Annotated in this window: 23 protein-coding genes; 11 read left to right on the top strand and 12 right to left on the bottom strand. The window is 69.4% G+C overall.

Annotated features, from left to right (window positions below; translation table 11 throughout):
* Nucleotides 1-4 precede the first annotated feature (4 nt).
* From ABZ420_RS26350 to ABZ420_RS26310, 9 genes are all read right to left on the bottom strand, one after another.
* Entirely contained in the window at nucleotides 5-994 is a 990-nt protein-coding gene (locus tag ABZ420_RS26350) for a cyclase family protein (RefSeq protein WP_357127845.1), read from the bottom strand.
* A 40-nt stretch (nucleotides 995-1,034) separates the two neighbouring features.
* Complete coding sequence (locus ABZ420_RS26345; RefSeq protein WP_357127842.1) at nucleotides 1,035-1,856, bottom strand: coniferyl-alcohol dehydrogenase; 822 nt, start codon at nucleotides 1,854-1,856, stop codon at nucleotides 1,035-1,037.
* Between the two features lie 27 nt (nucleotides 1,857-1,883).
* Entirely contained in the window at nucleotides 1,884-3,185 is a 1,302-nt protein-coding gene (locus ABZ420_RS26340; protein WP_357127839.1) for an LLM class flavin-dependent oxidoreductase, read from the bottom strand.
* A complete protein-coding gene (locus ABZ420_RS26335) occupies nucleotides 3,186-4,994 on the bottom strand; it encodes an FAD-binding protein (protein WP_357128019.1) in 1,809 nt (602 codons plus the stop codon). It lies immediately after the preceding gene.
* A gap of 11 nt (nucleotides 4,995-5,005) precedes the next feature.
* Nucleotides 5,006-5,983 (bottom strand): 3-carboxyethylcatechol 2,3-dioxygenase, encoded by a 978-nt coding sequence (locus ABZ420_RS26330; protein WP_357127836.1) that lies wholly within the window; start codon nucleotides 5,981-5,983, stop codon nucleotides 5,006-5,008.
* Nucleotides 5,940-7,610, bottom strand: a complete 1,671-nt coding sequence (locus ABZ420_RS26325) for a bifunctional 3-(3-hydroxy-phenyl)propionate/3-hydroxycinnamic acid hydroxylase (RefSeq protein WP_357127833.1) — start codon at nucleotides 7,608-7,610, stop codon at nucleotides 5,940-5,942. Before ABZ420_RS26325 ends, ABZ420_RS26330 begins: the two co-directional genes overlap by 44 nt.
* A gap of 2 nt (nucleotides 7,611-7,612) precedes the next feature.
* Nucleotides 7,613-8,476: an alpha/beta hydrolase gene (locus ABZ420_RS26320; RefSeq protein WP_357127830.1), complete on the bottom strand. Its 864-nt coding sequence runs from the start codon at nucleotides 8,474-8,476 to the stop codon at nucleotides 7,613-7,615.
* Nucleotides 8,477-8,548: 72 nt separating this feature from the next.
* A complete protein-coding gene (locus ABZ420_RS26315; protein WP_357127827.1) occupies nucleotides 8,549-10,192 on the bottom strand; it encodes an FAD-dependent oxidoreductase in 1,644 nt (547 codons plus the stop codon).
* Nucleotides 10,193-10,468: 276 nt separating this feature from the next.
* Nucleotides 10,469-12,007, bottom strand: a complete 1,539-nt coding sequence (locus ABZ420_RS26310) for an AMP-binding protein (protein ID WP_357127824.1) — start codon at nucleotides 12,005-12,007, stop codon at nucleotides 10,469-10,471.
* A 606-nt stretch (nucleotides 12,008-12,613) separates the two neighbouring features.
* Here ABZ420_RS26310 and ABZ420_RS26305 point away from each other — a divergent pair.
* From ABZ420_RS26305 to ABZ420_RS26280, 6 genes are read left to right on the top strand one after another with little or no spacing between them, the layout of a single operon-like run.
* Nucleotides 12,614-12,805 (top strand): ferredoxin, encoded by a 192-nt coding sequence (locus ABZ420_RS26305; protein ID WP_357127821.1) that lies wholly within the window; start codon nucleotides 12,614-12,616, stop codon nucleotides 12,803-12,805.
* Nucleotides 12,806-12,856: 51 nt separating this feature from the next.
* On the top strand, nucleotides 12,857-14,221 hold the full coding sequence (locus tag ABZ420_RS26300; RefSeq protein ID WP_357127818.1) for a cytochrome P450: 1,365 nt from the start codon (nucleotides 12,857-12,859) through the stop codon (nucleotides 14,219-14,221).
* Between the two features lie 19 nt (nucleotides 14,222-14,240).
* Entirely contained in the window at nucleotides 14,241-15,332 is a 1,092-nt protein-coding gene (locus tag ABZ420_RS26295; protein ID WP_357127815.1) for an amidohydrolase family protein, read from the top strand.
* Nucleotides 15,333-15,353: 21 nt separating this feature from the next.
* Complete coding sequence (locus ABZ420_RS26290) at nucleotides 15,354-16,499, top strand: amidohydrolase family protein (RefSeq protein WP_357127812.1); 1,146 nt, start codon at nucleotides 15,354-15,356, stop codon at nucleotides 16,497-16,499.
* Nucleotides 16,500-16,892, top strand: a complete 393-nt coding sequence (locus tag ABZ420_RS26285; RefSeq protein ID WP_357127809.1) for a Rieske 2Fe-2S domain-containing protein — start codon at nucleotides 16,500-16,502, stop codon at nucleotides 16,890-16,892.
* A gap of 35 nt (nucleotides 16,893-16,927) precedes the next feature.
* The gene (locus ABZ420_RS26280) at nucleotides 16,928-17,794 is read left to right on the top strand and encodes an alpha/beta hydrolase (RefSeq protein WP_357128017.1); all 867 of its coding nucleotides are present in this window, start codon (nucleotides 16,928-16,930) and stop codon (nucleotides 17,792-17,794) included.
* 41 nt (nucleotides 17,795-17,835) lie between these two features.
* Here the strand turns inward: ABZ420_RS26280 and ABZ420_RS26275 are convergent, their stop codons facing one another.
* Nucleotides 17,836-18,309: a hypothetical protein gene (locus ABZ420_RS26275; RefSeq protein WP_357127806.1), complete on the bottom strand. Its 474-nt coding sequence runs from the start codon at nucleotides 18,307-18,309 to the stop codon at nucleotides 17,836-17,838.
* A 72-nt stretch (nucleotides 18,310-18,381) separates the two neighbouring features.
* On the opposite strand from ABZ420_RS26275, the gene ABZ420_RS26270 reads away from it, so the two are divergent.
* The 3 genes from ABZ420_RS26270 to ABZ420_RS26260 all read left to right on the top strand — a co-directional run bounded on the left by ABZ420_RS26270 (nucleotide 18,382) and on the right by ABZ420_RS26260 (nucleotide 20,300).
* Entirely contained in the window at nucleotides 18,382-19,683 is a 1,302-nt protein-coding gene (locus ABZ420_RS26270; RefSeq protein ID WP_357127803.1) for an NADH-ubiquinone oxidoreductase-F iron-sulfur binding region domain-containing protein, read from the top strand.
* Nucleotides 19,683-19,955, top strand: a complete 273-nt coding sequence (locus ABZ420_RS26265) for a ferredoxin (protein ID WP_357127800.1) — start codon at nucleotides 19,683-19,685, stop codon at nucleotides 19,953-19,955. The genes ABZ420_RS26270 and ABZ420_RS26265 overlap by 1 nt, the downstream gene beginning before the upstream one ends.
* 153 nt (nucleotides 19,956-20,108) lie before the next feature.
* Nucleotides 20,109-20,300 (top strand): ferredoxin, encoded by a 192-nt coding sequence (locus ABZ420_RS26260; protein ID WP_357128015.1) that lies wholly within the window; start codon nucleotides 20,109-20,111, stop codon nucleotides 20,298-20,300.
* 114 nt (nucleotides 20,301-20,414) lie between these two features.
* Here ABZ420_RS26260 and ABZ420_RS26255 read toward each other — a convergent pair whose 3' ends face one another.
* Both ABZ420_RS26255 and ABZ420_RS26250 read right to left on the bottom strand, forming a co-directional pair.
* Nucleotides 20,415-21,590 (bottom strand): acyl-CoA dehydrogenase family protein, encoded by a 1,176-nt coding sequence (locus tag ABZ420_RS26255; protein ID WP_357127797.1) that lies wholly within the window; start codon nucleotides 21,588-21,590, stop codon nucleotides 20,415-20,417.
* Nucleotides 21,571-22,566, bottom strand: coding sequence for an acyl-CoA dehydrogenase family protein (locus tag ABZ420_RS26250; RefSeq protein ID WP_357127794.1), 996 nt, complete (start codon nucleotides 22,564-22,566; stop codon nucleotides 21,571-21,573). Before ABZ420_RS26250 ends, ABZ420_RS26255 begins: the two co-directional genes overlap by 20 nt.
* A gap of 204 nt (nucleotides 22,567-22,770) precedes the next feature.
* Between ABZ420_RS26250 and ABZ420_RS26245 the strand changes: the two genes are divergently transcribed.
* Both ABZ420_RS26245 and ABZ420_RS26240 read left to right on the top strand, forming a co-directional pair.
* On the top strand, nucleotides 22,771-23,433 hold the full coding sequence (locus ABZ420_RS26245) for a TetR/AcrR family transcriptional regulator (protein ID WP_357127791.1): 663 nt from the start codon (nucleotides 22,771-22,773) through the stop codon (nucleotides 23,431-23,433).
* Nucleotides 23,434-23,521: 88 nt separating this feature from the next.
* Nucleotides 23,522-25,156 (top strand): FAD-dependent oxidoreductase, encoded by a 1,635-nt coding sequence (locus tag ABZ420_RS26240; RefSeq protein ID WP_357127788.1) that lies wholly within the window; start codon nucleotides 23,522-23,524, stop codon nucleotides 25,154-25,156.
* Nucleotides 25,157-25,214: the final 58 nt, after the last annotated feature.

Genomic DNA, 25,214 nt, shown 5'->3' with positions numbered 1-25,214 from the left:
GTCCCTACTTGATGGCGATCGGATTGATGGGGGATCCGACGGCGCCGATCACGCGCAACGGCGGTGCGACGAGCTGGAATTCGTAGACGCCGTCCGCGGCGCAGTCGGCCGCGAGCGCGGTGAGATCCCAGTACTCGCCGAGCATCAGGCCCATGTCCCGCAGGCAGAGCATGTGCAGCGGCAGGAAGGTGCCGTCCACTCCGGACACCGGGTCCTCGACCATGAGGTTGTCCGCGGCCACGGCCGCGATCTCCCGTTCGTGCAGCCACGTCGCGCACCGCCAGTCCAGGCCCGAGTACGGTTCGGTGCCGTCGCCCGCCTCGAGGAAGCGAGCCCACCAGCCGGTGCGGATCAGCACGATGTCGCCGCGTCCGACCTCGACGCCCTGCGCCTCGGCGACCTCGTCCAGCTCGTCGGGAGTGATCGGGTCGCCCGCCGCGAGAAAGGTGTCGGCGCCGCGGTGGCGGACCAGATCCAGCAGCACGCCGCGGGTCGTGATGCCCTTGCCGTCGACTTTGTCGATCCCGCAGTGGTACGCGCCCAGACTGGTGACCGAGCTCGCCGGGAAACCGTTGTACAGGTGGTCGTCGTAGTAGACGTGCGACAGCGCATCCCACTGCGTCGCGGCCTGAAGCGGCATGATGATCAGGTCGTCGTTGAAGCGGAACGGGTTGTCCTCGAAGAAGCCGCTGAGTTCGCGTCCGACGCTGTTGCGCAGCCACTTCGGGCCGTACTCGGTCAGGGTTCGCGCGTCGCCGCCGTCCACCGTCATCACGTGCACGGGGTTGTGCCGGAACTTGAACGCGCCCTGCGGTCCGGACGAGCCGAAGTCGACGCCGAGCGGGAACACCCGTCCGTGCCGTACCAGGCGAGCCGCCTCGGTGACCTTGTCCGGGGTGATGAGATTGAGCGTGCCGAGTTCGTCGGCGGCGCCCCATCGGCCCCAATTGCGTACACCGTCGGCGACACGCCGGAATTCCGTCAGATCGGCCACGCTGCTTCTCCTTTCACGCTGAGTGCCGGCGCTCCGGCGGTCATGAGCCTGCGTCCACACCGGCGATCCGGGCGCCCACGTTCCCGCCGTCGACCCAGAGCACCTGGCCGGTGACATAACTCGCCGCCCGGCTGTTGAGGAACAGCAAGGCGGCCGCTTGTTCGGCCGGTTCGCAGACCCGGCCCAGCGGCTTGGGAATGGTGTCGAGATATTCCTGGCCGTAGGCCGAGCGCAGTTGCTCCAGGATGGGCGTCTCTGTCACTCCCGGACCCGTGCAATTGATCCGGATGCCGCGCGCCCCCAGCGCGACGGCGTTACGCATCGTGTAGTAGATGATCGCTTCCTTCGACAACCGATAACCGCCGTCGGCCACGGCGTCGGGATGGGCTTCGCACCAGGCGATTCCGGCGTGCATATCCGGGGTGTCCAGCAGGCCGCCGACCTGTTCGCGGTGCTCGAGATAGCCGGCCGCCGCGAGCGAGGACACGCTCGCGATCGTGGCTCCCGGCGCCATCGACCGCGCCAGCGCATCGGTGAACTGCCGCAGGCCGAGGAAATTGATCGTGACCACGCGGATCGGGTCGCCGATGCCCGAGGAGACGCCCGCGACGTTGAACAGGGAGTCGACGCGGCCGACGAGCGTGGCGACGGCGCGTTCGATCGACGCGGCATCGGCCATGTCCACTCGATGGAATTCGTCGAGTTCACCGGCCGGCTCCGCCACGTCCAGACCGGTCACGCGGCCGCCGAGTGCCCTGACCTGACGGGCCACGCAGGCGCCGATCCCGGACGAGCATCCGGTCACGACGACTCGCTTGCCGTCGTAGCGCCACAGCTCATCGGCTCGTTCGCCCTCGGGCATCTCCTCTGTCTCCCTCTCGTCCGGGGATCACTGCGCTTCTTCCTTGGCGCGTTGCGCGGCTTGCACCCGGCCCTCGTTGATCTCGGCCATGGCTTCGGGGATCTCGCTGGCGGTGAAGGAGCCGCCCCGGCCGGTGGGCAGGCCGCCGAACGCGTAGTTCTCGTCGAACGCCGGGGAGGCCAACGGCTTACGCCGCGCCTCGACCTTCTCGATGACCGGCTCGAGGCGCTTGGCCTTCGCGGCGACGGTCTTCTCGTCGCGCTCGATGAACTCCGGCAGCACGTGCTCGCCCATGAGTTCGATGGACTCCATGGTGGCTTCGTGGCTGCGCGGGTTCAGCAGCAGGATGATCTCGTCGACGCCGCTCTCCTCGTAGCCGCGCAGGAATTCGCGTACGGTGTCCGGCGATCCGATGGCGCCCCGGCCCGGCCCGTAGGCCAGCGTCTCGTCCTCCGCGACGGCGTCGAGGTAGCGCTCCCACACACCCGTGCGACCGGGGGTGTGCTGGCCGGTCATGTAGTAGTGCATGATCCCGAAGGAGAAGAACCCGCCGCCGAGTCCCAGTCGCTGGAGAGCCTGCTCGTCGGTGGGCGCGACCATCATCGACAGATCGCCGCCGATGGCCAGGATGTTCGGGTTGAGCACCGGCAGCCACGGCTCGGCCTTGTCCTCGAACTCCTGGTAGTACCCGCGGACCCGATCCGCCAGCGGCCCGGGGCCGGTGTAGGCGAAGCTCAGCGCACCCGCGCCCAACCGCGCCGCCATCTGCACCGAGGAAGGCCGGGTACAGGCCACCCACACCGGGGGATGCGCGCGCTGGTGCGGCTTGGGAATCACATTGCGCGCGGGCATCTGGATGTGCTCGCCCTCGAAACCGGTGAACGGCTCCTCGATCATGCAGCGGATGGCGACCTCCAGGGCCTCCTCCCACTGCCCGCGCTTGTCGGCGGGATCGATGTCGAATCCGCCGAGTTCACCCACCGACGACGATTCGCCGGTGCCGAATTCCACCCGTCCATCGGAGATCAGGTCGAGTGTGGCGACCCGTTCGGCGACCCGGGCCGGATGGTTGATCGCCGGAGGCAGATGCATGACGCCGAAACCGAGCCGGATGTTCTCGGTCCGCTGGCTGGCGGCGGCCAGGAAGATCTCCGGCGCGGTGGAATGGCAGTACTCCTCGAGGAAGTGGTGCTCGGTCAGCCAGACGGTGGAGAACCCCGCCTTGTCGGCGGCCTCCACCTCCGCGAGACCTTCCTTGAAGAGCAGTCGCTCGTCGTCCGGCACCCACGGCCGCGGCAGCGCGAATTCGTAGAACAGGGATATCTTCATCTACTTACTTCCTCCGATGGAATCGAACGTCGAGTTGTCGCCGGCGGATTCGGTGTGGTCCGCCGTCGTGCTACCCGCCAGGTGCTCGACCGCGACATAGCCGAACGTCATCGCGGGCCCGATCGTGGCGCCCGCGCCCGCGTAACTGCGGCCCATGACCGCCGCGGAGGTGTTGCCCACGGCGTAGAGACCCGGGACGACGGTGCCGTCGGACCGCAGCACCCTGGCGTGCTCGTCGGTGCGCAGGCCGCCCGAGGTGCCGAGATCGCCGAGGATGATCCGGAACGCGTAGTACGGGGGCTTGCCCAGCGGATACAGGTTGGGGTTGGGCAGGGTGGGGTCGCCGTAGTAGTTGTCGTAGACGCTGTCGCCGCGCTGGAAGTCGTCGTCGTGGCCGTTGCGGGCGAGTTCGTCGAATCGCTTCGCGGTGGCGCGCAGGCGATCTTCGGGCACGCCGATCTTCGCAGCGAGTTCCGTCCAGGAGTTCGCCGCCACGACGACGCCCGAGTCCAGCCAGGCCTGCGGGATCTTCCGCCCGGTCGGCACCGGCGCGAACGGGATCTTCGGCAACGGCAGGTGCCCGGCTACGACGTAGCGGCGCCAGGAGCGCACGTCGGTGATCAGCCAGCTCGGGATGTGCGTGGTACCCGACCGCTGGCCCTCGATCATCGCGTGGCCGAAATCCATGTACGGCGCGGCCTCGTTGATGTAGCGCTTGCCCGCGCCGTTGACGATGAACTGGGCAGGCATCATGCGCTCGTTGAGCATGAATTGCAGCCGGCCGTCCGGCCATTGGATGGCCGGGAACCACCATGCCTCGTCCATCAGGTCGGTGGCGGCGCCGACCTGCTGCCCGGCGCGGATGCCGTCGCCCATGGACTGCGGATTGCCGAAACTCCAGTCCTGGTCCACGACCGGCTGGTGCTCCTTGCGCCAGGCCATGTCGTGATCGAAGCCGCCGGTGGCCAGGATCACGCCGCGTTCGGCCCGGATCCGCGACGGCTGCCCGTCGCGCTCGACCACCGCGCCGACCACGCCGCCGTCGGCTCCGGTGATCAGGGAGGTCATCGGCGCGTTCAGCCAGAGCGGGATGTCGTTCTCCCGCAGTGCGAGCCGCAGCCGGGCCACCAGGGATTGGCCGATGGCGGCGATCCGGTCACCGAACACCCTGGCGCGGAACATCCGCCAGACCAGCTTCACCAGCACGGCTTTGCCGCGCCAGGACTGGCGCACCTGGTAGAACAGCCGCAGATCCTTAGGCCCCAGCCAGATTCCCTTCGGGGCCAGGGCCAGCGGACGCAGCAGGTTCCGCTCTTCGTCGCCGAGCATGCGCAGATCGATCGGCGGCACGTTGATGGTGCTGCCCTGCGCGGAGCCGCCGGGCAGTTCCGGGTAGTAGTCGGCGTAGCCGGGCTTCCACACGAACCGCAGCCACGGACTGCGTTGTTCGAGGAATTCCATCATCTGCGGAGCCTTCGCGACATAGGCCCGCAGGCGCGCGTCGCCGACCAGGCCTTCGGTGATCGCGCGCAGGTACGCCACCACCCCGTCGGGATCGGGTGTGTAGCCGTCGCGCCTCTGCGCCGGGGCGCCGGGCACCCAGATGCCGCCGCCCGACAGCGCGGTCGATCCGCCGTAGTAGGCCGCCTTCTCGACCACCAGGACGGACAATCCGGCCGCCTCGGCGGCGAGCGCGGCGGTCAGCCCGCCGCCGCCGGAGCCGACGATCAGGACATCGACGGAACGGTCGAAACCGGTTGGTTCTCCAGCGTTTCCGGACTTCGCGGTGCCGGACGCGGGTGCGTCGATCGGTTCGGATGTCACGCTCGCCTCCCGGCGGTCGAATCGTTGTCCCGGCCCACGTCCGTGAGGGCGGTTCGCACGGCGAATCCGGCGATCAGCGCGGGAGCGGATCGGTAGTAGCGCACCGTCGTCCGGTACGGTCCCTGGCTTGCCAGCGCGGCGAAGGCGGCGACCCAGGTGCGCACCTCGTGCGCGGAGTTGCCCGCCGCCTCGGTGATCGCCGCGTTGGCCCAGTCGTCGAACTCGTCGAGCCGCCCGTGGTCGAGGATCTCGAGAAAGCGCCCGTCCCACTCGGGGTTGAGCGGCCGGAGCCCGCCGCGCCCGGCGGCGAATTCGCGGGCGGCTTCGATCACCCTCTCCTGCCGGGTATTTCGCTGCTGCGGCGTTATGTGCCCGCCGTGCACGATCCGCTCCCGCACGGGTCCGGTGGCCGTGGCCAGCGCGGGCACCGGTGGGTCGTGGGAGAGCCCGCCCGAACCGAGCACCAGCACCCGCTTGCCGAGTGTCGCCAGGTGCGCGCCGACGGCCGCGCCGAGCGCTCTGGCGCGACGCAGCGGACCGAGCGGCACGGCCACCGAGTTGACGAAGATCGGGACGACCGGTCGCGCGGTCGCGGCGCCCAGCAGCCGCTGCAACGGCTGGACCGTCCCGTGATCGACGTCCATCGTCATCGAGACGGCCACGTCGACTCCGGCCGCGAGCACCGCCTCGGCCAGCTCGGCCGCCAGGTCGGCGGGGACGTCCAGCGGCCCGGCGTGCGTGCCGTAGTCGCCGACTCCGGTAGCCGCCGTGCCGATGCAGAACGGCGGCATGAGCTTGTAGAAGAACCCGTTGTAGTGGTCGGGCGCGAACACCACGACCAGTTCCGGGTCGAAGTCGCGCACGAACCGCGACGCCTCGTCGAGGGCCGACTCGATGTCCTCGAGCAGCTCCCGTTCCGGTCCGGGCAGGTCAAGAAGAGGGCTGTGCGAGACGCAGCACACGGCCAGCGGCATCGTTTCCTCCTCGGAGCAGGTGGAGCGTGTCGAGCAGGGCCGCGCTCAGTTCCGGCGCCTGTTGCGCGATGGACGCCCCCGCCACGCAACGGTCCGGCCGCAGGAACACCACCGAGTCGAGCTGGCCGTCGAACCAGCGTTTCAGCGCGCCGGTGCGGTCGCCCACGATGACGACGTCGGGGTCGTCGTGACCGGTCCAGCGCAACTGGGCGGACGGGCGGGCCTCGAAGAACCGCGCTCCCAGGGCTTTCCATCGTTCGAACGCCGTCGCTCCGAGCACATCGCGGGGCCGGTTGTTCCAGCACAGCACGGCGAACCACGGTCCGAGCACCTCGTCGAGCAGGACGTCGGGGCGGTCTCTGGTGTCCACCCGGGGCTGCACGAACAGCGTGCCGACCGAGGACCTCGGCGAACGGGACCAGTCGTGCACCACCGCCCCGCGCTCGTAGCGTGGCATCGGCTTGAACCGCATGCCCAGCACATAGCGTTTCACCGGGGGAATCGCGGCCGCGGCACGAACCAGCGCGTCGCGGACCGCCGCCACCTTGCGATCGGTCGGCGAGATCACCCGGCCGACCATCGTCGAGAGATCGATCATCGCCCTGGCGTGCTTGCGGCGCTCCAGGTCGTAGCTGTCGAGCAGGGCGTCGCCCGCCTGCCCCCGGACGACGGCGGCGAGTTTCCACCCGAGGTTGGCCGCGTCCCTGATCCCGCTGTTGTAGCCCTGCCCCTGCCACACCGGCATCAGGTGCGCGGCGTCGCCCGCCAGCAGCAGGCGGCCGCGCCGGAAGGCGCTCGCGATCCGGGAGTGGTGCGTGTAGACCCGGCGCCGGATGACCTCGAGCCGCTCGGGATGCGGGACGAACGGCGCGACCATCCGCGCCACGAACGCCGGATCCTCGGCCAGTTCGTCGGGTTCGTCGTCGTGGATCATGAACTCGAAGCGCCGGATGCCGTGCGCGATCGACACCGACACGTTCGGCCGCGCCGGATCGGCCGCGACCTCGATGTTGGGATGCCCCAGCGGATCCGAGGCGAGATCGACCACCAGCCAGCGCGTCGGCGAGGTGGTGCCTTCGAAGGAGACCCCCATCTGCCGCCGGGTGGCGCTGCGCCCGCCGTCGCAGCCCACCACGTATCGCGCGGTCACGGTGGACGGCCCGCTGTCGGTGGCGAGTTCGACCGTCACCCGCCCGCCTGCCTCCGCGCACGAGGTCATGGCCGTCCCCCAGGCCACCTCGACGTGCGGGTAACGGGCCAGCCCGGCGAGCAGTTCGGCGTCGACCAGCGGCTGGACGAACCCGTTGCGTTTCGGCCAGCCGAACTGCTCGTCGGTGGGGGCGATCTCGGCGAGCAGCCTGCGCCGGGCGTCGACGAACCGCATGATCTGGTTCGGGGTGGTGTGCGGCAGAACGCGGTCGGCCAACCCGATCGCCTGGAACGTGCGCAGCGATTCGTCGTCCAGGCCGACGCCGCGCGGGTAGTCGATGAGGCTCGGGCGTTCCTCGACCACCCGGGCGCGCACACCGTACATCCCGAGCATGTTGGCCAGCGTCAAGCCGACCGGGCCCGCACCCACGACGAGCACGTCGACGTCGGGCGCGGTGAAGATCCTCCGCTCGGCCATGGTCAGCCGCCCAGCAGGAAGTCGAGGTGCAGGGCGTTGAAGGTCTCGGCGTCCTCGTACTGCGGCCAGTGCCCGCAGTCCGGCAGCACTTCGAAGCGCGCACCGGGGATCATCGACGCGATCCGCCTGCCCGCACCGACGTCTGCGGTGGGGTCGTCGCTGGTCCACAGCACCAGGGTCGGTGCGGTGATCCGGCCGTAGTCACCGGGCCCCAGCAGGTTTCGCCGCCGGATCTCCGGATCCTGCAAGGCCATGATGTCGCGCATGGCGGCGGCGAAGCCCGGTTGCCGGTAGATGCGCTGCCTGCTGGCGACCACGTCGTCGTAGTCCTTCGACTTGTCGGCCATCAGCCACTTGATCCTGGCCTGCACCGTCTCCCAGGTGGGATCGGTGGCCGCCGCCATCGACAGTGTGACGATGCGGCGCATCACCTCCGGGTCGGCCTGGGACCCGCCCGCGGTGTTGAGCACCAAGCGGCCGACGCGCTCGGGATGATCGATCGCCACGCGGGCGGCCACCCAGCCGCCCAGCGACTCGCCGCTGACGCAGGCGCGGCGCGCGCCCACCGCGTCGAGGAATCCGATGACGTGCTCGACGTAGTGCGAGATCTCCAGCGGATGTCCGGGTTTGCCGGTGTAGCCGTGTCCCAGCATGTCGATCGACCACGTCGAGAAGTGCGCGGCGTGGGACTCCAGATTGCGGACGTAGGCTTCGGCGTGCCCCCCGGACCCGTGCAGCAGAACGAGAGCCGGGTAGGTCGGATCGCCCGCGTGCAGGTAGCGGGTCCGGACGCCGCCGACGTCCAGGTATCCCTGGGTGAAGGGGACGCCTTGGAGATCGCTCCAGATGCTCTCGTATTCCGGCAACTCGTTATCCTCCGTAGAACCCGGCCTGTTCGCCATCGCGGCGGGGCAGGCGCGATGCCTCTCGCTCTGTGCTCAGATCTCGACCGATTTGCCGGTCGCCGCGGCGTATCCGGCGCGAAAGCCCCACACCATCCCGGGGCCGATGGTTCCGCCCGCTCCGCCGTAGGCCCGGCCGGTCACCCCGGCCATCGCGTTGCCCGCGGCGAACAGCCCGGGGATGACCCTCCCGCTGACGTGCCGTACCCGTCCGTCCCGGTCGGTGCGCGGGCCGCCCTTGGTTCCCATCGCCCCGACGGTGACGGGCACGGCGTAGTAGGGAGCGGTATCGATCGGACCGAGGGTGCGGCCGGCGACGGTGGCGGCGCGCTCGTCGCCCCACCAGCCGTCGTAGGCGCTCGAGCCGCGCCCGAAATCGGGGTCGACCTCGGCGGCGACGTGACGATTCCACTCGGACACGGTCGCGGCGAGACCGTCCGGGTCTATACCGGTCTTCTTCCCGAGCTCGGCGAGATCCGCGGATTCGCAGAACCATTCGGGGACCGGATCGCCGGGCGCGATACCGAGGAAGCCGTAGCGTCGCAGATGGACGGCGTCGAAGACGATCCAGCCGGGATCGTTGACGTAGCCGCCCTTGGGATCGAGATAGTGGAACGCACCTGCCATCGAGTTGTACTCCGACGCCTCGTTGACGAACCGCCTGCCCGCGCGATTGACCATGATGCTGCGCGGGCGCGTCCGTTCGAGGCGCACACTGCGGCTGCGCGGCTTGCCCTCGATGGTGTCGCCGGGAATCCGGACGATCGGCACCCACCATGCCTCGCTCATCGTGCCGAGGTCCGCGCCGAGCGCCATCGCCATGCGCAGCCCGTCTCCGGTGTTGTTCGGCGGCGACACGGCGCCGTGCATCGGGCCGCGCAGGTAGGAGCGGATCAGGGTGGGGTCCCATTCGAATCCGCCGGTTGCCAGGACGACACCGCTGCGCGCCCGGATCGTCGATTCCCCTGCGGCCGTGACGATCCGGACACCGGTGACGGCGCCGTCCTCGGCGATCAACTCCGTGGCCCTTGCCCCGGTTCGTGGGATCACTCCGGCGTCGAGCACGCCGGCGAGCAAGCCCGCGACGAGCGCGGTTCCGGCTACGCAGAGGTCCGCCGACTCGTCGGCGACCGTGGCGTGCAGCCGGGCGCGCGTCTCGGCGTCGAATCCGACGTTGCTCCAGTCCGCCGGGAAGGCGGTGATGCGGTCGCGCCACACCCCGAGCCGGGCCGGGTCGAAGGCGACCGGACTCAGCGAGCGGCCGCCGCCGGGCCTGCCGCCGGGCAGTTCCGGTTTGTAGTCCGGGAAGCCGTCGGCGATCTCGAAGCGCACACCGCTGTGCGCCTCGACGAAGTCGACCATCGCCGCACCGGTGCGCACGAAGACCTCGACCAGCTCGTCGTCCATCGAGTCCAGCGATTGGGCGTGCAGGTAACTCAGCGCGTCGGCCACGCTCAGCGGTCCGTCGACGCAGCGGTCGTGGGCGGGAATCCACGCGATTCCGCCCGACACCGCGCTCGTCCCGCCGACGGTCGCCGCCTTCTCGAAGACCGCCACCGACGCGCCGTGCACCGCCGCACCGAGGGCGGCGGTCAGGCCGGCGGCGCCGGTCCCGAGGACCACGACGTCGACCTCGGTGTCCGCCGTGGTGGCGGACCGTTCCTGCTGCTGCGAAGGCACTGCGCGACTTCCTTTCGGCTGCACGGGTGAGCCTCTGGCGCTCCGGACCCGCTCGTTCGAGCCGGACTCGGCGGGCGCTTCGAGGCCCCTACCGAGCCGACGGATTCGAAGTCGAGACCGCGCGGGCGCCCGGATCGGATCGGCACGGTCGACTCCGAGCCGGGGCCCGGAGGAATGCGTGTGGGGAACGGCGAATCCGCCGGGCGGATGCTTCGAGCGACCCGTGGTCGCCCGAAGTAGCGAGACCTCCATTCGCATCTGAGAAGAATGGTATTCTCATCTCGCGGATGTGGCAATCCCCGCCCGGACGAGATGTTTCTGCACCTTGCCGCTCGCCGTCCGCGGATAGTCCTCGACCTCGAACAACCGCTCGGGCCACTTCTGGCGCGCGATGCCCGCGGCGGCGAAGTGCGCGCGCACCTCCTCCGCGGACGGCAGCACGCGCCCCGGCCGGATGCGCAGCACGGCGCCGACCGTCTCGCCGAAGCGCTCGTCCGGCACGGCCACGACCACCGCTTCGGCGACCGCGGGCAGTTCGGCGAGCACCTCCTCCACTTCCAGCGCGCTGATGTTCTCGCCGCCGCGGATGATCACGTCGGATTTGCGGTCGGTGACCGTGAGGCAGCCGTCCGCGCCGAGGACACCGATGTCACCGGTGTGATACCAGCCGTCCGCGTCGAAGGCGCGGCCGGTGAGCAGGTCATCGGTGTAGCCGAGGCACAGATCGGGCCCACGGCTGAGGATTTCGCCGTCCTCGGCCAGCCGGATCTCCACACCCGGCATCGGCCTGCCGTCGGTGTAGAGCCGTTCCGCCTCGGGCGCCGTGTACCGCGACCCGGTGATCGACGGATGCTCGGTACTGCCGTAGGCGCGGAACGGGACGAGGCCGAGATCGGCGAGCCTGCGGGTCACCGAGACCGGGACAGCGGATCCGCCGAGTCCGACATATCGGACGTGCCGCAGATGCTCGGGGGTGAAGTCCGGGTGGTCGAGCAAGCTGGTGACGAAGTAGGGCGGACCGCCCCCGATCGAGATGCCGTCGCTGCGCATCAGCGCCAGCGCGCGGCCCGGGTCCCAGACGTCGGCCAGGTGCACCGGCTCGGCGTGCAACACCGGAATCAGGAAGGCGCCGACCATGCCGATGAAGTGCCCCACCGGGGTGGCCGTGAGCTGCTTGCCCCGATCCGACGCGGTCCGCTCGGCGAGCTGCCTGGCTTCACAGCCCAGTGTCTGATGACTGTGCACGACGCCCTTCGGCGCGCTGGTGGTTCCCGATGTGAAGGCGATCAGGGCGGGACTCGCCGGATCCACGGCGGCCACCCCCGCCATGGGCTCGTCGGCGAGCAGGTGATCGAAATCGATCTCGACCAGCCCGACCAGCGGAACCCCGGCGCTCACCTCGGGGTCGAAACTCAGCCTGCCGAACCGGTGGGCCGTGATGAACACGGCGGGACGGACGACCTCGAGGATGTGCCCGACTTCTCTGCGGCCGTAGAAGTGGACGATCGGCACCACCACCGTGCCGAGGATCGCGGAGGCCCAGAAGGTCGCGGCGGCCTCCATCCAGTTCGGCAACTGGAACGCGATCGCGTCACCCGGACCGACGCCACGCGCCCGCAGGCCCGCCGCGAGCCTCCGGGCGACGCGTTCGACATCGGCGAACGTGCCCGACCACGGGCGGACATCGGAATGCACCCGGAACTCGGTACCGGGGGCGGCGGCGAGACCACGGACCAGCAGCTCACCCAGCGTCTCCCGGCGCCACCAGCCCTCCCGCTCGTAGCGGACTCGCAATTCCTCGGGAACCGTTCGCATCTCGGCACTCTCACTCACTTCTCGGGACCGGCGCGCCGTCGTGCGCGGCCGTTCGGCATCGGCGGGCAACGACCCTGCCGCACGGCCGGCGTCGGCCGAGACGTCCGGACGAACTTCTTCCCACCATGACGGAAACATCATTCTCCTAAATCGAGATCAATTCATCCGACAATGCGTCGGCAGCATTGCCTCAAATGTCCGGCCGATCCACCGAGCCGCACGCGAATGCCGCCTGAGCAGGTGAAATCCGCTGACCCGGCGCGGCTTGCGGCGAAACTTTCAGTAGAGTACCGTTCTCATTGACGGCAAGTATGATTCTTGCACAAGACGGATGGCCCACACCCGGTCCGGCGACGAGCCGTGCGCAAGGACCCCGGCTGCGCGAACGTCGGCCGCCCGGCGGACGCACCACCTGTATGGGCACACCGCGGCGTGTTCGCCTCGGCGTGCCGGTCGATGCGTGATCGGTCGTCACGGCGTGGCCGTCGAAGAGAACGGAAGGTTCGGCTGTGGGGCGTGCCGAAGGCGAGGTCGCGTTCATCACCGGCGCCTAGCTGATCGACGCGCCGGGCCCGTGGCCCCACGACGATTGCGGAGGAACGAACAATGAAGGTCCGAGTCGATCCGGCTCGCTGCCAGCAACACACCCTGTGCTCGATCAACGCACCGGCGGCATTCGAGCTGAACGACGTCGACGGACACGCGACGGCCATCGCGGGCGAAGTCCCGGGCGACCAGCAGGAGCAGGTGCGGGAAGCGGTGCGATCGTGCCCCGAACGGGCCATCTCCCTCGCCTGAGGCGCTCGGCGTCGGGAGCGCCGCATTCCGTGAGCAGCAGAGGAACACATTGTGAGCATTGACGACGCAGTCGCCGACGAGGACCGCAAGAAGAACCGGTACCAGTTCGACCGGCACACACCGGAATACCGGCACCGGTTCCAGGAGATCACCGAGGAACTGCAAGCCAAGTGCCCGATCGCGTGGAGCGACACCTACGACGGTCACTGGGTGGCCGGCGGCGGCAACGCGGTCTTCGAACTCGCCCGCTGCCCGCACGTCTCCAACGACCACGATCTGCACGGCGAACGCAAGGGCTACCAAGGGATCTCCATACCGCCCGCCCGGCGCGCGCAGGTGGTGCGCGGCGGAATGCTGGAGATGGACGATCCGGAGCACCGGCTCTACCGCCAAGTGCTCAATCCCTACCTGTCCCCCGCCGCGGTCCGGCGCTGGGAGCCGGTCATCGACGAGATCGTGCGGGCGAGCCTGGACGAGCGGATCGAGAGCGGGCGCATCGATTTCGTCGACGACCTCGCCAATGTCGTTCCCGCCGTGCTGACCCTGGCCATGCTCGGAATCCCGTTGCGGCAGTGGTCGGTCTACAGCGAGCCGGTGCACGCCTCGGTGTACACGCCGGAGGATTCGCCCGACGCGGCACGGGTCGCCGAAATGCACCGCGCGATGGGCATCGATCTGCTGACCAACCTGGCCGAGATCAAGCAGAACCCACGGCCCGGCCTCGTGCACGCCCTGACGGAGCTGCGGATCGACGGCGAGCCCGCGCCGGACCTCGAACTGCTGGGCATGCTCGGCCTGATCATCGGCGGCGGATTCGACACCACCACCGCACTCACCGCGCACTCGCTGGAATGGCTGTCGGATCATCCCGACCAGCGCGAGCTGCTCAGCCGTGAACGCGACACCCTCCTGGCCCCGGCGACCGAGGAGTTCCTGCGCTTCTTCACCCCCGCCCCGGGTGACGGGCGCACCATCTCGGCCGACTGCGTCGTCGAGGGCACCCGGTTCGAAGAGGGTGACCGCCTGTGGCTCTCCTGGGCGATGGCCAACCGCGATCCCGCGATCTTCCCCGATCCGAACGAGGTCGTCCTGGATCGCAAGGGCAACCGGCACTTCAGTTTCGGCCTCGGCGTGCATCGCTGCATCGGGTCGAACGTCGCGCGCACCGTGTTCAAGTCCATGCTCACCGCCGTGCTCGACCGGATGCCCGACTACCGCTGCGATCCCGAGGGCACCGTGCACTACGAGACCATCGGGGTGATCCAGGGCATGCGGCATCTGCCCGCCGCCTTCACACCGGGGCCACGCCTTGGCGCCGGACTGGAGGAGACCTTGGACAGATTGCAGCGGATCTGCGACGAGCAGCGACTGGCGGCGCCGGTGACCGAGCGCCCCGGCGTCGCGCGGATCGACTGACGCCACCGGGAGACATCGGATGATTACGCTTTCCGACGGCGCCAGCACGCCCCTCATCGACGCCAGCGTGCACATCTTCTTCGCCTCGAACGACGACATGCGCGGCTTCCTGCGCGAGCCGTACAAGAGCCGTGGCATCCCGGATGCCGAGCTGGACTGGTACGGCGCTCCCGGCGGGGAATACGCCGAGGGAACCAGGCGACCCTCCCGCGGATACCCGGGTTCCGATCCGGACCTGGTCGGCGAGCACCTGTTCGAGACGCGGGGCGTCGACGTCGCGATCCTGCATCCCATGACCCGGGGCATCCTGCCCGACCGGCACCTGACCACGGCGATGCTGTCCGCGCACAACGAGATGATGGTGTCGCGGTGGCTGGATTCCGGGACGTACGCGTCCCGCTATCGCGGCACCATCCGGGTGAACCCCGAGGACATCCCCGGCGCGCTGCGCGAGATCCGCAGGTGGGCAGACCATCCCGGCGTGGTCCAGGTCGGTGTCCCGTTGCAGTCGCGCGAGCTGTACGGCAAGCCGCAGTTCTGGCCGTTGTGGGACGCGGCGGCCGAAGCCGGGCTGCCGGTGGCCGCGCACATCGAGACCGGCGAGAGCATCGGCTTCCCGCCCACGCCGTCGGGGCACACCCGCACCTACGAGCAGTACCTCGGGTTCATGTCGCTGAACTACGTCTACCACCTGATGAACATGATCGCCGAAGGAGTATTCGAGCGGCTGCCTCGCCTGCGGTTCGTCTGGGCCGACGGCGCGGCCGATCTGCTCACCCCCTTCACCTGGCGGATGGACACCTTCGGCAGGCCACATCTGGAGCAGACGCCCTGGGCGCCACGGATGCCCAGCGACTACCTGCCCGGTCACGTCTTCTTCGTCCACGGCAGCTTCGACGGGCCGGGCGACACCGAATGGGCCTCCGAATGGCTCGGTTTCACCGGCAAGGAGGACATGGTGATGTTCGGCTCCAGTTATCCGCACTGGCACTGCGCGAATGTCGATGTGCTGCCGTCCACGCTCACCACCCAGCAGCGCGAAAAGCTCGGCTGGCGCAACGCCGCCCAGCTCTACGGGATCGATGTCCCGGCCGGGCTGGTCACCGAGTAGTCGCGAACAAGGGAGACGACCATGACGCTGTCGCACCAGCAGCACCGCGCCCCGGCGCCCGATCAGGTCGCCGTCCGGGTTGTCGACTCGGACGTGCACCCCGTGCCACGGCGCCGGGAACTCGTGGAGTACATCCCGGAGCCGTATCGCAGCTCGTACTTTCTCAGCCACCGGGTCGGCGAGACGATCATCTACGACGCGCCCGACTACGCGCATTCCTTCGCGATGCGGGTGGACACCTTTCCCGCCGACGGCGAATTCCCCGGCAGCGACCCGGAACTGGCCTTCCGGCAGTTGATCGTCGAAGCCGGCTCGGACATCGCGATCCTCGAGCCCACGGTCAAGGCCACCCGCCTTCCCGAGGCCACCCAGGCGCTGGCGACCGGAGTCAACCACTGGCTGGCCCACCACTGGCTGGACCCGGAGAACAACTGGCACCAGCGGTGGCGCGGCTCGATCTGCGCGGCGATCGACGACCCGCAGGGGGCGGTCCGCGAGATCGAGCACTGGGCCGGGCACCCGTACATGGCGCAGATCCTCATCAAGGCCGAACCACGCCCGGCCTGGGGCGATCCGAGGTACGACCCGATCTGGGCGGCGGCCACCAAGCACGATCTGGTGGTCAGCTGCCATCTCGGCCGCGGCGCCTACGAGACGATGCCCATGCCGCCGGTCGGATTCCCCAGCTACAACCACGATTTCATGGTCACCTACTCGTTGCTGGCGGCGAACCAGATCATGAGCCTGATCTTCGACGGGGTGTTCGACCGTTTCCCGACGCTGCGAATCGTGTTCGTGGAGCATGCCTTCACCTGGATTCTGCCCCTGATGTGGCGGATGGACGCGATCTACGCAGCGCGCAAGTCCTGGACCGGAATTCGGCGCAAGCCGTCGGAATACGTCAAGCAGCACATCAGATTCACCACCCAGCCGCTGGACTATCCCGAGGACAAGACCGAACTCACCCGGGCGTTCGAATGGATGGAGGCGGACAAGATCCTGCTGTACTCCTCGGACTACCCGCACTGGACCTTCGACGACCCGCGATGGCTGGTCAAACACCTCCCGGCATACGCCCGCGACCGCGTGATGTACCGCAACGGCATCGAGACCTATCACCTTCCGGAGACGGTGCCCGCAATCGACGGCCAGAGGCGGGTGTTCTGAGTGCCGGACGAATCCGAGACGCCACGGCTGGCACAAGGGCGCGAGCACGTCGTCGCGACCGTCGACGAGATCCCCCCGGGCTCGTCCAAGGTGGTGCCGATCGGCCGGCACGGGGTCGGCGTGTACAACGTCGACGGGACCTTCTACGCCATCGCGAACTACTGTCCGCACGAAGGAGGTCCGCTGTGCGCGGGCCGCGTCCGCGGACGCACAGTCCTCGACGAGTCCGTTCCCGGCGACGCGGTCATGGTGCGGGACAAGGAATACATCTACTGCCCCTGGCACCAGTGGGGTTTCGAACTGGCGACCGGCACCACCGCGGTGAAACCCGAGTGGAGCATTCGCACCTATCCCGTCCGGATCGTCGGCGACGACGTCGTGGTCATGGCCTGAGGCGCCGCGTGAACAGCGAAATCGGCGCCGCGGGCGTGTCCTCGGTGGAGATCAACGGCGGCAGAGTGGTGTACGAGGTCCTCGGTGACCGCGGCGAACTCGTCGTCCTGACGCCGGGAGGCCGGTTCGGCATGGACGTGCCGGGGTTACGCCCGCTGGCCGAAGCCATCGTCGCCGGCGGCTACACGGTGCTGCTGTGGGACCGCCCCAACTGCGGCGGTTCCGATGTGCAGTTCTACGGGCAGACGGAGTCGCACATGCGGGCGGAGACGCTCGACGGCCTGCTCGCCGCGCTGGGCGCGGGCCCGTGCGTGCTAGCGGGCGGATCCGGCGGCGCCCGCGACTCGATGCTCACGGCCATGCTCTACCCCGACCGGGTGAGCAAACTGGTCCTCTGGAACATCGTGGGCGGCATCTACGGGGTGTTCAACCTGGGCGCGTATTACGTGCTGCCCAGCCTGCAGGTCGTGCGCGGAAGCGGCGTCGCGGGCTTGCCGCGGATGCGGGAGTGGCGCGAGCGCATCGCCGCGAACCCCGCGAACGAGCAACGCCTGCTGAACCTGGACCGCGACGAGTTCGTGAAACTGTCGTTGCGCTGGCTGGGCGCCTATGTCCCGAAGCCGGGACAGACGATCCCCGGCGTGGACGACGAGATGTTCGACCGCATCCGCGTCCCCACGTTGATCATCCGTGGCGGGGCGGGCGATCTCGACCATCCCAAACGCACGTCACTCGAGGTGAGCTGCCTGATCGAGGGCTCGACGCTGATCGATCCACCGTGGCCGGAGGATGCCTGGGAGCGCGCGATCGAGGAACGCGCCGCCGGGAAGGCCGGCCGCTACAACATGTTCGACACCTGGGTGCTTGCGGCGCCCGCGATCCTGAAGTTCCTGGACGGCTGATGGCCGGGCCCCCATCGTCGCCCCGCCCCCGCCCGCCCCGTTCACCGGGTGAGGATCCGTACCTCGCAGTTCAACGATGCCTCCAGGGCGGTGTGGATCCGGCTCTCCGGCACCCGTTCCAGGTCGGACTCGAGCAGCGTCACCGACACCACGTCGAAGCCGTCGGCGTCCGGCGCCCGGGTGATCTCACCGGTCACGCCGAAACCGGCCAGGACGCCGTGGGCGTCGTCATCGGTCCCTCGGCTGACGAAGGTCACCACACCCGCCACCGGGGCGGTGCCGAACGCCGCGGCGCACACCCGCACCGCCTCGCCCATCGCGGCGTCGGGATCGTCTGTCTCGACCAGCAATCGGACTTCACGTCCTCCCGCGGGCCGCGCCGCCGGATCGTCGTCCATGAGCTGGGCGGGAATCGAGGCGGCGTGGGCGCGCAGCTCGGCCGACCCGTCCACCATCTGCGCCGCGGTGAGCTGCCCGGCCGGGTCGACATTGATACGCAGCACCGCGGTTCTCATGGCGGAAAGCGTAACCGCCGCAACCGGACGACGGGGCGTCCCTCGCTCGGAATACAGCCAGAAGAGGTTGCCATGCCAGAAACTGCCGAGCCGGTCGCAGGGCTCACCGTGGCCCCCGCGCCCGGCTGCGTGCCGCGCCTGCTGCGGATGAGCGACAGCGCCGAAGATCTCGCCGCGTACCGGGGGGCCGGAGGCTATCTGCCGCTCGGCTCGGTCGAGGCGGTGCTGGAAGAGGTGCGGGGCAGCGGGCTGCTCGGCCGTGGCGGCGCGGCATTCCCGATCGCGATCAAACTCACCGGCGTCCGGGCCGCCGGGCGGCGCGGGCGCGAGACCGTCGTCGTGGCCAACGGCGAGGAGGGCGAACCCGCCTCCGTCAAGGACAAGTGGCTGATGCGTCACCGCCCGCACCTGGTGCTGGATGGAGTGCGCCTGGCAGCGGCTATCGTCGGCGCGCGTCGGGCCTACGTCTACGTCTCGGATCCGGCGGCCGCGCGCCGTATCGATGCCGCGCTGTCCGAACTCGACGCCGCCGGAATCGGCGAGGTCGCCATCGAATTGGTCACCGTCGACCCGGCCTATGTCGCCGGTGAGGAGACCGCGGCGATCCGGGCGATCAACGGCGGCCCCGCTAAGCCCTCCGACAAGCCGCCGCGCCCGTTCGAACAAGGGGTCGGCGGGCTGCCGACGATGGTCGGCAATGTGGAGACCCTGGCGCATCTGCCGTTCATCCAGCGGCACGGCGCCGCCGCGTTCCGTGCGGTGGGCACCGAGCAATCCCCGGGAACCTTCCTGGCCACCGTCACGGGAGGCGGGCGTCCGCCCGCACTGTACGAACTGCCGCACGGCACGAGATTCACCGATGTCCTCGCCCTGCACGGCGTGGCGTCCGAGAGCGTGCGCGGCGCACTGATGGGCGGCTATTTCGCGGGCATGCTCGACCGCGCGGTGCTGACGGCCACCCTGGACCACGAGTCGATCCGAGCCCTCGGCAGCGGGCTCGGGTGCGGGGCGATCTCGGTGCTCACCGACGAATGCCCCGTCGCCGTGGCCGCGGCGGTGCTGAGCTACTTCGACCGCGAGAACGCGGGCCAGTGCGGGTCCTGCTTCAACGGGACCGCCGCGATGGCGGCGGCGGCCACCGCGCTGCGGGACGGGCAGGCCAGCGCCGCGGACATCGAACGATTGCGGCGATGGTCGGTGGTGCTGCGCGGCCGCGGCGCGTGCGGAACCCTCGACGGCGCGGCCAACATGGCGGCCACACTGCTGGCACGGTTCGGCGCGGAGGTCAGCGGGCATCTCGACGGCCGGTGCCCCCTCTGCGCCCGCGGTGTCCGGGTGGCCGAGCGGCCCTTCGACGTGGAAGGGGTGGCCTGATGAGGATTCGTCTCGACCGCACGCTGTGTGACGGATTCGGCCTGTGCGCCAAGCACGCGCCCGCGCACTTCTCGCTCGACGACTGGGGCTACGCCTCGCTGGAGGGGACCGGTGTCGTGGCCGCGGCCGACCAGGACGCGGTGCTGCGCGCGCTGCTGGATTGCCCCGCGCACGCCATCATCGCGATGCCCGAACCCGGAACCGCCCCTGCCCCATCGGCTTCGACGTCGGTTCCGGCGACCGACGGGGCGGGCCTGGAGCCGCTTCGATGAATGAGCACGGCACGCGGGGCGGCGCACATCGGCACACCGCGGCGGCGATCCGCCGGGCAGACCAGGAGCCGCTTCGGTGAGCGAACACACCGCAACCACGGCATCGTCGGCTCGCACGTCGGGCCGGTCACACTGCGAGACGAAGGCGGCGCGATGAGGATCCAGGTCGATTACCGGGCCTGCGAGAGCAACGGCATCTGCATGGGCATCATCCCCGAGGTGTTCGAACTGGACGACAAAGACGAACTGCACGTTCTGCGGCCGGAGGTGACCCCGGAAGTCGAATCCCCCGTGCGTGACGCGGTGGCGCAATGCCCGCGCGCCGCCATCTCGCTCATCGAGTGATCCGGGCGACCGGCCGGTACCCGACCGTCGGCCGGTCGATTCGAAATGCGCGGGTGCGCAACGGGTTCATCGGTCCGCGGCCGAGGCGTGAGCCGACGCCGACCGGCGGGGCCGTCACTGCCGGGGCATGCCGAGGATCCGCTCGGCGATGATGTTGCGCTGGATCTCCGAGGTGCCGCCCGCGATGGTGCCCGCGAAACTGCGCACGAACCGCTCGAACCAGCCCGGCGCGGTCTCTTCCAAGTTGAACACGCTGTGCCGCGCGGTGACATCGGGATGCGGCAGACCGTTCGGCCCCGCGGCCGCCAGGGCGTGTTCGGCCCCGCGTTGCACCGCTTCGGATCCCAGCAATTTGAGCACCGAGAGCGCGGCCCCGTCGTCTTCGCCGCGGGCGGCCTTGGCAAGCGCGTCGGATCCGAGCAGGCGCAGCGCGTGCGCGTCGAGCACGAGACCGGCGTAGCGATCGGCGGCCACGGCCGTGTCCGGCCGGAAGTCGGCCAGCAGGCCGTCGAGCCGGTCGGCGAAACTGAGCCACAGCAGGGTGCGCTCGTGCCCGAGCGATCCGTTGGCCACCCGCCAGCCCTTGTTCAGCTCGCCGACCAGGTTCTCGGCGGGCACCTCCACCTCGGTGAAGAACACCTCGTTGAAATCCAGGTCGTCCTGAGCGCACACCGAGGCGAACGGACGGCAGCGCACTCCGGGCAGATCGGTCGGCACGAGCAGGGCCGAGATGCCCCGGTGTTTCGGCGCGTCGGGATCGGTCCGCACGAACGCGAGCACGACGTCGGCATCGTGCGCGCCCGAGGTCCAGATCTTGTGCCCGTCCACGACGAACCGGTCACCGCGCAGGAGCGCCCTGGTGCGCAGGCCGGCCAGATCCGAGCCCGCCTCCGGCTCGCTCATCCCGAGCGAGGCGGTGAGGTCGCCGCGCAGGATCGGCACCGCCCAGCGCCGCTGCTGCTCCGGCGTTCCGAAGGTGATCAGCGAGGCGGCGACGATGCCGACGCCCTGCGGATTGAAGTTCTCGTAGATGCCGCGCCGGGCCAGCTCCTCCCGGTGCACGTACTGCTGGAGGATTCCCGCGTCGCGGCCGCCGAACTCCGGCGGGTAGCCCGGCACCAGCCAGCCGTGCTCGAACAGCAACCGCTGCCACCGCCGCGCCCAGTCGGGGATATGGGAGGTCGATCGCGGACGTTCGCCCGCCGCGGCCTGCGGCGGCAGATGCCGGTCGAGGAATTCGACGAACTCGGCGCGGAACGCTTCCACATCGTCATCGAAGCTCAGCTGCACGGTACTCCCTCGCAATCGTGGCGCGATGCTCGTCGGCGCCACCGAGGAGCAGTTCCCCGGCCTTGGCCCGTTTCATCGCGAACTGCACATCGTTCTCCCAGGTGTAGCCCATGGCGCCGAAGAGCTGAAGGCCGTGCCGGAAAACCACCGCCTGGCACTCGCCCGCGGCCGCCTTGGCCATGACGGCGGCCAGATGCCGGCGCGGATCGCCCGCGGAGACGGTCAACGCGGCCCAATAGGTCAGCGCGCGCGCACGCTGTACGGCGACGTGCATGTCGGCGGCTTTGTGCGCGACCGCTTGGAACGCGCCGATCGGCTTCCCGAACTGGCGGCGCACGCCGACATGCTCGACGACCAGGTCCAGCACCCGCTGACACGCTCCCACCATGGTGGCCGCCAGGCCGGTGAGCGCGACCTCCCTGGCGTGCCGCACATCGCGGTCGAGCCGGTCGCCCGCGTCGACGCGTACCTGTTCCAGCGTCACCTGGGCGACGTGCAGCAGCGGGTCGAAGACCGTGATCCGGCGCGCGGCGACTCGATCCGCGGGAAGTACGAACACCCCGGCCGGGGTAGCGACCGCCACCCGTTCGGCCCGGTCGCCGTCGAGCACCTGGGCGGTGCCGTTCAAGATCCATGTCGCGCCGTCGTGGTGCGCCGAGATGCCGTCGAACACCGCGGTTGCCGCCGTCGCGGGGTCGGGCTCACCGGTCAGGGGCGCGTAGTGGGTCATCGTGGCCAGGTACGGGGTCGGATCGGTGGCTCGCCCCAGTTCTTCCAGCACGATCGTCAGCTCGACCGTGTCACCCGGGTCGGTCAGCGAGGTCCACCCCTGGTCGCGATAGACCTTCCAGAGGGGCCCGGCATCCGCGCCACGATCGGCGATGTCCCTGATCAGCGCGGCGGGACAGTGCCGCGCGAGCACCTGGCGCACGGTGTCCTGCCACAAACGCTGATCGGAGTCGAACTCCAGCAACATCCGATCGTCCTCCTCGACGACTGTCCGGGAAACCCGTTCCCTCGCATCTTATTGAGAATAAGATTCTTCATTCAAGATAATAAAAGTTTCACTTCTCAGATACCAAGCGCCGGAGGCGAAGAATGAGGGTTCCGAACGGGTACCATGCGGTGATGCGTGATTCGCGGCGAATGCGGGCGAGTCGGCGCGAGGGACGCGGCGACCATGACTGACGTGGAGGGGCGGCGCGAGCCTGCCTGGAAGCAGCGCGCGGTGGAGCGATCGCTGCGAACAGCGAAGCTGCGGGCCGGTCAGCGAGTGCAACGGTTCCTGGACGCGGCGCAGGCGATCATCACCGAGAAGGGCAGTACGGATTTCACCGTCCAGGAGGTCGTCGACCGGTCGCGGCAGTCGTTGCGCAGCTTCTATCTACAGTTCGACGGCAAGCACGAACTGCTGCTCGCACTCTACGAGGACGCGTTGGGCCGCACCGTGGAGCAGATCCGGGCGGCCACCATCAACAGCGGCGAACCACTGGACCGATTGCGGACGGCGGTGGAGCTGCTGTTCCAGTTGTGCCGGCCGGATCCGGACGCGCGGCGGCCGCTGTTCACCGAGTTCTCACCGCAGCTGCTCAGCTCCCATCCCACGGAGGTCAGAATGGCGCATGCGTCGCTGTTCGCCCTGTTCACCGAGCTGATGACGGACGCGCAGACGGCGGGAAGGCTCACCGCGGCCGCCAATCCGCGCCGTCTCGCCGCGATGATCATGCATACGGTGATGTTCACCTCGCAGCCGGCGAACGCGGATCCCGACGCGAAACCGCTCACGCCCGAGGAGGTCTGGACCTTCTGCGCCCACGGCATCACGGGCCGCCGCATGCCCTGAGAGAGAATTATATTCTGGCAGAGAGACAATCTGACTTACACTTCCGGTGGCCCTGGCGGTTCGCGCCATGCTTCGAGGAGGTCAGCCGGTGGCTTACGTCATCACACAGAACTGCTGCAAAGACGCCAGTTGCGTGGCGGCATGCCCGGTCGACTGCATCCGCCCCACCGAGGGGGCCGACGCACCCGGCACCCAGATGCTGTTCATCGATCCGGAGACCTGTATCGATTGCGGCGCCTGTGTCGATGAGTGCCCGGTCGACGCGATCTACTCCGAGTACGACCTTCCGCCCGAATTGGAACGGTTCAGGGAGATCAACGCGGCGTACTTCCGCCGCCACCCGTTGGAGCCGGGGGTGATCGAGCCGCCGAGTACCCGCGCGCCGATCGCTCAGGGCACACTGCGCGTGGCGGTCGTCGGCGCGGGGCCCGCGGCCTGCTACGCCGCGGCCGAACTCCTCGACAGCGGCGTCGAGGTCGACCTCTTCGAGCGCCTGCCGACGCCGTTCGGCCTGATCCGGGCCGGCGTGGCGCCCGACCACCAACGCACGAAGTCGGTGGTGCGAATCTTCGATGCCGCCTTCGCCGACAATCGCTTCGGCTGCCATCTCAATGTGGAGATCGGACGGACGCTGACCCATGCCGATCTGCTGGCCCACCATCACGCGGTGATCTACGCGGTCGGCGCCTCCGCGAGCCGCGATCTCGGCATCCCCGGCGAGCATCTGCCCGGCCACCACGCGGCCGCCGATTTCGTCGGCTGGTACAACGGTCACCCCGACCATGCCGCGCACCGATTCGACCTGTCGTCGCGCCGGGCGGTGATCGTAGGAAACGGGAACGTCGCGCTGGACGTGGCCCGGGTACTACTGATGACGCCGGAGGACCTCGCCGCCACCGATATCGCCGAATACGCCTTGGAAGCCCTGGCGCACAGCCGCATCGAGGAGGTCGTCGTCCTCGGGCGCCGCGGTCCGCGCGACGCCGCGTTCTCGGTGGGCGAGTTCCACGCGCTCGGACATCTCACCGGTGTCGACGTGATCATCGAGGGCGGCGACCTCGCCGCGCACCCGGACGACGACGTGGAGACGACGCTCAAATTGGAGATCGCGCGCGAATTCGCCGCACGCTCCACCACTTCCGGCAACAAGCGGATCCTGTTCCGGTTCCTTACCTCGCCGGTCGAGATCGTCGGCGGCGAACGGGTGGAGCACGTGCGTATCGTCCGCAACCACATCACCGCCGAGGGAGCGTTCGTCGCGGCCTCCCCCGACGGCGACACCGACTCGATCGAGACCGCTCTGGTGCTGCGGTCGATCGGCTACACGGGAAGTCCGGTCGACGGCCTTCCGTATGACGCGCGCACCGGCACCGTGCCCAACGACCAGGGCCGTGTCGTCGACGGCACCGGCGTCGCGCTTCCCGGCGTCTACGTCACCGGATGGATCAAACGCGGGCCGCGCGGTGTGATCGGCACCAACCGCGCTTGCGCCGGGGAAACCGTCGCGGCGCTGCTGGCCGACTTCCACAGTGGAGCCCTGTCCCGTGAGGTGGCCGACCGGGCGGCTTTGCGCGCGCGGCTGGCCGAGCGGGGCGCCGACGCGGTCGGCTGGCCGGGGTGGCGTGCCATCGATGCCGCGGAGCGCGAGCGCGGCGCCGCGGCCGCTCGGCCCCGGGTCAAGTTCTTCTCCGTCGAGGAGATGCTGGCGGTGGCACGGCGATGAGTCACCGGGGCGACGCCTTCGACGCGCCCCCGGTGGATCCGTCAGTCCGCCGCGGGCG

Source organism: Nocardia sp. NPDC005745, from assembly GCF_040630775.1.
In the GTDB taxonomy this organism is placed as follows: domain Bacteria; phylum Actinomycetota; class Actinomycetes; order Mycobacteriales; family Mycobacteriaceae; genus Nocardia.
The sequence above is the reverse complement of the archived record's forward strand: the minus strand, read 5'-3'. Positions and strand labels throughout refer to the sequence as shown.

Bases quoted from the DNA above. Each gene is read 5' to 3' on its own strand.
- ABZ420_RS26345 (WP_357127842.1), bottom strand. From the start codon at position 1,856: ATGCCCGAGGGCGAACGAGCCGATGAGCTGTGGCGCTACGACGGCAAG.
- ABZ420_RS26340 (WP_357127839.1), bottom strand. From the start codon at position 3,185: ATGAAGATATCCCTGTTCTACGAATTCGCGCTGCCGCGGCCGTGGGTG.
- ABZ420_RS26330 (WP_357127836.1), bottom strand. From the start codon at position 5,983: ATGCCGCTGGCCGTGTGCTGCGTCTCGCACAGCCCTCTTCTTGACCTG.
- ABZ420_RS26325 (WP_357127833.1), bottom strand. From the start codon at position 7,610: ATGGCCGAGCGGAGGATCTTCACCGCGCCCGACGTCGACGTGCTCGTC.
- ABZ420_RS26310 (WP_357127824.1), bottom strand. From the start codon at position 12,007: ATGCGAACGGTTCCCGAGGAATTGCGAGTCCGCTACGAGCGGGAGGGC.
- ABZ420_RS26305 (WP_357127821.1), top strand. From the start codon at position 12,614: ATGAAGGTCCGAGTCGATCCGGCTCGCTGCCAGCAACACACCCTGTGC.
- ABZ420_RS26295 (WP_357127815.1), top strand. From the start codon at position 14,241: ATGATTACGCTTTCCGACGGCGCCAGCACGCCCCTCATCGACGCCAGC.
- ABZ420_RS26290 (WP_357127812.1), top strand. From the start codon at position 15,354: ATGACGCTGTCGCACCAGCAGCACCGCGCCCCGGCGCCCGATCAGGTC.
- ABZ420_RS26275 (WP_357127806.1), bottom strand. From the start codon at position 18,309: ATGAGAACCGCGGTGCTGCGTATCAATGTCGACCCGGCCGGGCAGCTC.
- ABZ420_RS26270 (WP_357127803.1), top strand. From the start codon at position 18,382: ATGCCAGAAACTGCCGAGCCGGTCGCAGGGCTCACCGTGGCCCCCGCG.
- ABZ420_RS26265 (WP_357127800.1), top strand. From the start codon at position 19,683: ATGAGGATTCGTCTCGACCGCACGCTGTGTGACGGATTCGGCCTGTGC.
- ABZ420_RS26260 (WP_357128015.1), top strand. From the start codon at position 20,109: ATGAGGATCCAGGTCGATTACCGGGCCTGCGAGAGCAACGGCATCTGC.
- ABZ420_RS26250 (WP_357127794.1), bottom strand. From the start codon at position 22,566: ATGTTGCTGGAGTTCGACTCCGATCAGCGTTTGTGGCAGGACACCGTG.
- ABZ420_RS26245 (WP_357127791.1), top strand. From the start codon at position 22,771: ATGACTGACGTGGAGGGGCGGCGCGAGCCTGCCTGGAAGCAGCGCGCG.